This is a genomic window from Aldersonia kunmingensis (assembly GCF_001646865.1).
GTDB lineage: Bacteria > Actinomycetota > Actinomycetes > Mycobacteriales > Mycobacteriaceae > Aldersonia > Aldersonia kunmingensis.
Window position 1 is genome coordinate 1 of sequence record NZ_LRRB01000064.1, and the last position, 6,079, is coordinate 6,079.

Genomic DNA, 6,079 nt, shown 5'->3' on the forward strand with positions numbered 1-6,079 from the left:
GTGGTGTCCGTTCATGACGAAAACGTCAGCGTCTCCGCTTCCTGCTCGAAAGCGCTCGTGACGTCCCCGCACAGCTTCAGCGCTGCGCGTCCCCAGTCCAGCGAGGTGCCGGCCAGGCCGCATGCCGGGGTGACGCCGACCCGCTCGCGCAGCATCGCGCGCGGGAAGCCGAGGCGATCGATCACCGTGACCGCTGGCTCGGCGATCTCGCGCCACGCGGGCCGCGGTGCGGGTTCCTCAGTCGGCACGAGGCCGAGCAGCAGAACCTTGCCCGAATCGAGCAATTCGCCCAGGTCGTCGAGGTTGCGCGCGGTCAGCTTTGCTACATCGAGGCTCACCGCAACCGCCGCGCTGCGGCGTAGCAGCTCGAGCGGCGGGTTCTCGGCGCACGTGTGTACCGCAACCGGCACGCCGATGGTCGCGATGACCGCGTCGAGGAGGTCGAGCGCATCGGGCGCGGGGAGGGCGCGCACCCGATCCATGCCGGTCACCCCGCTGACGGTGCCGGTAAGCACGGCGCCGAGCGACGGCTCATCGAGCTGAACCACCACGTCCGCGCCGAGCCGTCTGCGCAGTTCGGCGGCGTGGTTACCAAGCCCCTCGGCGAGCGAACCGGCCAGATCGCGCACGGCACCCGGGTCGGTGAGCGCCACATGACCGTTGGCAAGTTCCACCTCGGAGGCCAGCGTCAGCGCGCCGATCGACTGCACCTTGACGGTGCCGCCGGTGCGCCCCGCGGTCTCCCAGGCCTCCTCGATGGCGTCCATGTCTTCGCGCAGAAAGTCCAATGCCCTCCGTGACGCCGCACCCGGCCGCTGCGCGATTCGGTAACCCCGGGTGGTGGTGTCGAACTGCATTTCAACGAGCAGTGCGCTGGCGCGGCCGACCATATCGGCGCCGACGCCGCGGGCCGGAAGTTCCGGCAGGTAGGGCAGATCGGGAAGCTCGCCGACCATCGTCGCAGCGGCCTCGCGCGGATCAGTGCCGGGCCACGAGCCCACTCCCGTCGCGACGCCGGCGAAGGGCGATCGCTGTGTTTCGCTCACCGGGCGGAAGCCGCGGCGGGTGCGCCACTGCCGCCTGAGGCGGCGATCGGGCCACTGTCGCTCGTCGCAGTGATGGTGCCACTGCCGATCACGATGTCCCCCGCAGCATCCTGCTGGTAGAGCGCGATCGCCTGGCCGCGCGCGACACCGGTCAACGGTTCGAGCAGTCGGACGGTCATCCCGTCGCCATTGGCCTGCGCGACCGCCTTCGCTATACCGCCGTGCGCGCGCACCTGCGCCACGCATTCGATCTCGCCCTCGGGCACCTGCCCGGACGTCCAGATCGCGCGCTCGGCGTCGACCGTCCACACCTGCAGCCGCTCGGCGGAACCGACACGCACGGTTCCGGTCTCGGGCTCGATCGAGGTCACGTAGCGCGGGCGGCCGTCCGCAGCCGGGCCCTCGACCCCCAGTCCCTTGCGCTGACCGATCGTAAAGCCATGTACACCTTCGTGTTCCGCTAGCACCTCACCGGAATCGGCGTCTACGACATTGCCCTTTCGCACACCGATGCGGGCGCCGAGAAATGCCCGGGTGTCACCCGAGGGAATGAAGCAGATGTCGTGACTGTCCGGCTTGTCCGCGACGGCGAGCCCGCGTGCGGCAGCCTCCTCGCGAATCTGCGGCTTCGGTGTATCGCCGACGGGGAACATCGCCCGCGAAAGCTGTTCCGCGGTAAGGACTGCGAGGACATAGGACTGGTCCTTGTCCTCGTCCACCGCACGGCGCAAGACCCCGTCGACTAGCTGGGCATAGTGCCCGGTGGCCACGGCGTCGAAGCCAAGCGCAACCGCGCGATCGGCGAGCGCGGCAAACTTGATCTTCTCGTTGCAACGCAGGCACGGGTTCGGTGTCTCACCCGCGGCGTAGGAGGCGACGAAATCTTCGATCACGTCTTCCTTGAACCGATCCGCAAAATCCCATACGTAGAAAGGGATTCCGAGGACATCGGCGGTGCGGCGGGCGTCACCGGCGTCCTCTCGCGAGCAGCATCCCCGGGAACCGGTGCGCAGCGCGCCTGGCGCCTCGGACAGGGCGAGATGCACCCCGACGACGTCGTGACCGGCCTCCACGGCACGGGCCGCGGCGACCGCGGAATCGACACCGCCGCTCATTGCGGCGAGTACACGCATCAGAATGCTCCTTCCTGCACCGCATTACGGCTGGACGCTTCCTCCGGCACTGCAGCGTCGGAGGCCGCTGCCTCCGGCACGGCACTGCGTGCGGCAGTAAGGCCGGCGGCCTGCGCGCGGGCGAGCACCTGCGGCAGCGCGGCAATCAGCGCATCGACATCGGCCTTGGTTGACGTGTGGCCGAGCGAAAAGCGAAGCGAGCCACGGGATTCGGCGGCATCTACTCCCATCGCCAGCAATACGTGGCTGGGCCGGGCGACGCCTGCGGTACATGCGGAGCCCGTCGAACACTCGATACCGGCTGCGTCGAGCAGCATCAGCAACGAATCGCCCTCGCAACCAGGAAAAGTGAAGTGCGCGTTGCCCGGTAGCCGACGAACCCCTTCGGGACCGTTGAGTACCGCGCATGGCGCAATCGCCCGCACGGAGTCGATGAGGTAGTCACGCAAGCTGCTCAGCTCGGGCACCCGCTCGGGCAATTCGGAGACGGTCTGGTGCAGCGCCGCGGCCATCCCGACGACTCCGGCCGTGTCCGGGGTGCCCGATCGCAGATCGCGCTCGTGTCCGCCGCCGTGCAGCAGCGGGACACACGGCACATCGCGCCCGAGCAGCAGCGCACCGCTGCCGAACGGGCCGCCGAACTTATGCGCGGCGATACTCGCGGCGGACAGCCCGCTGCCCGCGAAGTCGAACGGCAGTTGGGCAACGGCCTGCACCACGTCGCTGTGCATTGGCACGCCGAACTCGCGCGCGATCGCGGCAAGCACGGCGATCGGCATGATCGTGCCGACCTCGTTGTTGGCCCACATGACGCTGATCAGGGCGGTCTCATCGGCGTACGCGCTCAGGGCCTCGCGCAGCGTGTCCGGTGCGACCACGCCGTCGGCGTCGACAGGAAGCAGCGTCACCTGCGCACCCTCGGACTTTTCGAGCCATTCGACGGCGTCGAGCACCGCGTGGTGCTCGACGGTGCTCACCAGGAGCCTCGTCCGGCGCGGGTCGGCGGCTCGGCGCGCCAGGAAAATGCCCTTGACCGCGAGGTTATCGCTCTCGGTTCCGCCCGAAGTGAAGATCACCTCGGAGGGCCGGGCGCCCAGATCCGCGGCGATCGACTCACGGGCCTCCTCGACCCGGCGGCGCGCAGCCCGGCCCGAACCGTGCAGCGAGGCGGCGTTGCCGGTCGTGCTGAAGACAGCAGTCATCGCCTCGACGGCAGCGGGGAGCATCGTCGTGGTTGCTGCGTGATCGAGGTAGACCGGGGTGGGGGCGCCGTTTCCGGCCGGACCCAGATGTGCCGATGTCATGACGCATCCAGGATAGCCCGGCCCGAGGGTGCGCCCGGGCCTCAGGAGGCGGCAGCCAGGGCCTGCGGCGGCCGCTTCGCCACGACTGGACGATGTGGGGCGGTACGCAGCGCGGTCGCGATCGGCGCAGGTGCGTCGTACCCGCGTACGGCCCGCTCACAGCGGGCGGCGAGCTCGCGGCGGTCTGTTCCGGGCTGTTCGGTCGGCAATAGCACTACCTCTGCAACGACGCCCCGCGAGCGCAGCAGTCGGATGGCGGAGCTCAGCATCGACTCGTCGCCGACGAATCCAGCGACGGTCGTCGGCTCACCGGACGCGCCGAGATAGCGCAGTGCGACCGGGGAAACCGGCACTGCAGCGTCCACAGCAGCCTGGAAAAGCGCAGGTCGCATGGGTCCGTACGACCGTCCGCACCACGTCGTGCCCTCGGGGAACGCCGCGACGCATTCCCCGGCATCGAGTCGTGCGCCGATCCCTGCCACCACGCCGGGAAGCTCACGTAGGCTCGCCCGATCGATCGGGACGAAGCCGGTGAAGTTGGCGAGCCGGCCGACCACCGGCCACTTCGCGAGGTCCGCGCGCCCGACGAACCGCACCGGCTGCACCGCCGCGATCGCCAGAATGTCGGTCCAGCCGACGTGGCCGGCCACAACGAGCGTGCCGCGGCCGGATGTGGTGAATCTCGCATCGGCAGACGCGTCCGTGCGCAGGTCCACAACCCGCACCCGCATGCCGAGCCGCCGCAGCAGCACCCGTGCGTAATGCCGCTGAATCCGCGTGCGGCGCCCCTTGGTCATCAGCAGTGCAGCGGGATAGGCCGCGAGCACGCCGAGGATGCCGGCAACGCGGAGGGCAACGGTCGACCACCCGACGCGGTCACCGTCGCCGTCGATGCAGTCCGATGTGCACCCCGATACCGGCATCCAGGCATGCGGTTCAGCGGCAGACGCGGTCACCGCGAGCTCATTTCTTCGAGCTTGGCGGCCGCGGCCTGCAGCCGCAGCAGGTACCGCTCGTTGACTTCATCGCGGCCGACGAGCGCGACGAAGTCGGCGACACCGAAGTCCGGGTCGTGGGAGGGCTCGCCGCAGATCGACGCGCCCATTCGCAGGTAGGCATTCATTAGCGGCGGGAGGCGCAATCCGCTGGGCACCGGAAGCTCGTCGAGGGACTTGTCGTCGACGATCACAGGCCGGTGCGGCTTGACCCGGCGATCCTGCGCGCTGGCGTGCCGGGCGAGGACGAGGTCGCGCACGCCACGCACCTCGCTGCCCGCGGGATTCGCCGGGTTGGTTCGCATCGGCACCGATACGCAGCCCATCAACCAGGCATGACCGGTGAGACGCATGTAGCGCAGCACGCCCGTCCACATCAGCGGGACGACGGAGCCGTTGCGGTGATCGGGCAGCACGCAAGCGCGGCCCAGCTCGACAAGGTGGGGACGAAGATCGGCGAGCGCGGAGATGTCGAATTCGGACTCGGTGTAGTACCCGCCGGCGGCAATGGCGCCGTCGGGCGGGAGCATGCGGTAGCAGCCGACGAACTGTTCGGTGATGTCGTCACGGACGAGCAGATGGTCGCAGTAGGGATCGAACCGATCTTCGTCCAGGCCGAGATCGTTCGGCGGGAATCGGAAGCCGGGCTCGGATGCGAAAACGTCGTAGCGGAGCCGTTGTGCGGCGAGCCGGTGCGCCCGATCCGACGACACAACGAGCGAGTAGCGCCTGCGGGCGGTTTCGATGACTGGTGTGGTCATGGCTGTTGTGTATCGAGCCAGTCCTTCGCGGGACCGACCGCGAAGTAACGCGTCGATGCAGGTTCGGTGAACTACAGCAGTTGAGCGTTGGTCCAGTGCCCGAACGCACACCTTTTACGAGGTCCGCGCACGCCTGGGCGTGCGCGGACCCTTGAAGAGGTGCGCGGCGCGGCGCAGTTAGCCCAGGTAGCGGCCGTACCAGTCGACCACCCTGTTCCAGGCATCCTGGGCGGCCGTCGGGTCATAGCGCTGCCCGGTGTCATTGAAGAAGGCGTGGTTGGCGCCGGGTTCGGTGACGATCTCGTGGGTGAGGCCCGCGGCGGAGAGCGCAGCGGCCGCCGCGTCGCGTGACGCGTTCACCCGATCGTCGAACTCTGCATAGATGCCGAGCACGGCGGCGTCCGACCCGGCGAAGTTTGCGCCCTCGGGCAGCGGGCCATAGAACGGCGCTGCGGCCGCGAGCCGCGGCTCGCTCGCGGCGAGCATCTGCCAGGTCAGGCCACCACCCATGCAGAACCCGATCTGCCCGATCTTCTTTCCCGGAGCGCGGCGCTCGATCTCGTCGATGCCGGCCTTCATATCCGCGACGAAACGCTGTGGTGGAGTGCGGCCCAACGCCGCTGTCGCCTCGGCCGGATCGGTGAACGTCGCTGTGCCGCCCTCCTCCGAAAGCAGGTCGATGGCCAGCGCGGAATACCCCACACCGGCCAATCTGCCTGCGACCGAACGGATGTGGTCGGTCAGCCCCTTGTTCTCGTGGATCACCAGCACCGCGCCGCGCGGATCGCTCGCCGACGCCCATGCGCCGCGCACCTCGCCGTTCGGCCCGGGGAACGTAAT

Annotated in this window: 6 protein-coding genes; all 6 read right to left on the reverse strand. The window is 69.0% G+C overall.

Going from position 1 to position 6,079, the window contains the following annotated elements; translation table 11 throughout:
• Positions 1–11: 11 nt before the first annotated feature.
• Positions 12–1,046 (reverse strand): methionine synthase, encoded by a 1,035-nt coding sequence (locus A8G08_RS04560; protein WP_068270709.1) that lies wholly within the window; start codon positions 1,044–1,046, stop codon positions 12–14.
• Positions 1,043–2,179 carry a tRNA 2-thiouridine(34) synthase MnmA gene (mnmA, locus tag A8G08_RS04565; protein ID WP_068270714.1) on the reverse strand — a complete coding sequence of 379 codons (1,137 nt, stop codon included), beginning with the start codon at positions 2,177–2,179 and terminating at the stop codon, positions 1,043–1,045. Before mnmA ends, A8G08_RS04560 begins: the two co-directional genes overlap by 4 nt.
• Positions 2,179–3,483, reverse strand: a complete 1,305-nt coding sequence (locus A8G08_RS04570; RefSeq protein ID WP_084435945.1) for a cysteine desulfurase family protein — start codon at positions 3,481–3,483, stop codon at positions 2,179–2,181. Before A8G08_RS04570 ends, mnmA begins: the two co-directional genes overlap by 1 nt.
• A 41-nt stretch (positions 3,484–3,524) precedes the next feature.
• Positions 3,525–4,439, reverse strand: coding sequence for a lysophospholipid acyltransferase family protein (locus A8G08_RS04575; RefSeq protein ID WP_187344431.1), 915 nt, complete (start codon positions 4,437–4,439; stop codon positions 3,525–3,527).
• Positions 4,436–5,239, reverse strand: a complete 804-nt coding sequence (locus A8G08_RS04580; protein ID WP_068270717.1) for a GNAT family N-acetyltransferase — start codon at positions 5,237–5,239, stop codon at positions 4,436–4,438. Before A8G08_RS04580 ends, A8G08_RS04575 begins: the two co-directional genes overlap by 4 nt.
• Positions 5,240–5,416: 177 nt before the next feature.
• The coding region (locus tag A8G08_RS04585) for a dienelactone hydrolase family protein (RefSeq protein ID WP_068270723.1) at positions 5,417–6,079 on the reverse strand (663 nt) is incomplete at its 5' end.

What these genes read in the sequence shown, in the direction of transcription:
- A8G08_RS04580 (WP_068270717.1), bottom strand. Translation starts at nt 5,239, where the DNA reads ATGACCACACCAGTCATCGAAACCGCCCGCAGGCGCTACTCGCTCGTT.
- A8G08_RS04570 (WP_084435945.1), bottom strand. Translation starts at nt 3,483, where the DNA reads ATGACATCGGCACATCTGGGTCCGGCCGGAAACGGCGCCCCCACCCCG.
- mnmA (WP_068270714.1), bottom strand. Translation starts at nt 2,179, where the DNA reads ATGCGTGTACTCGCCGCAATGAGCGGCGGTGTCGATTCCGCGGTCGCC.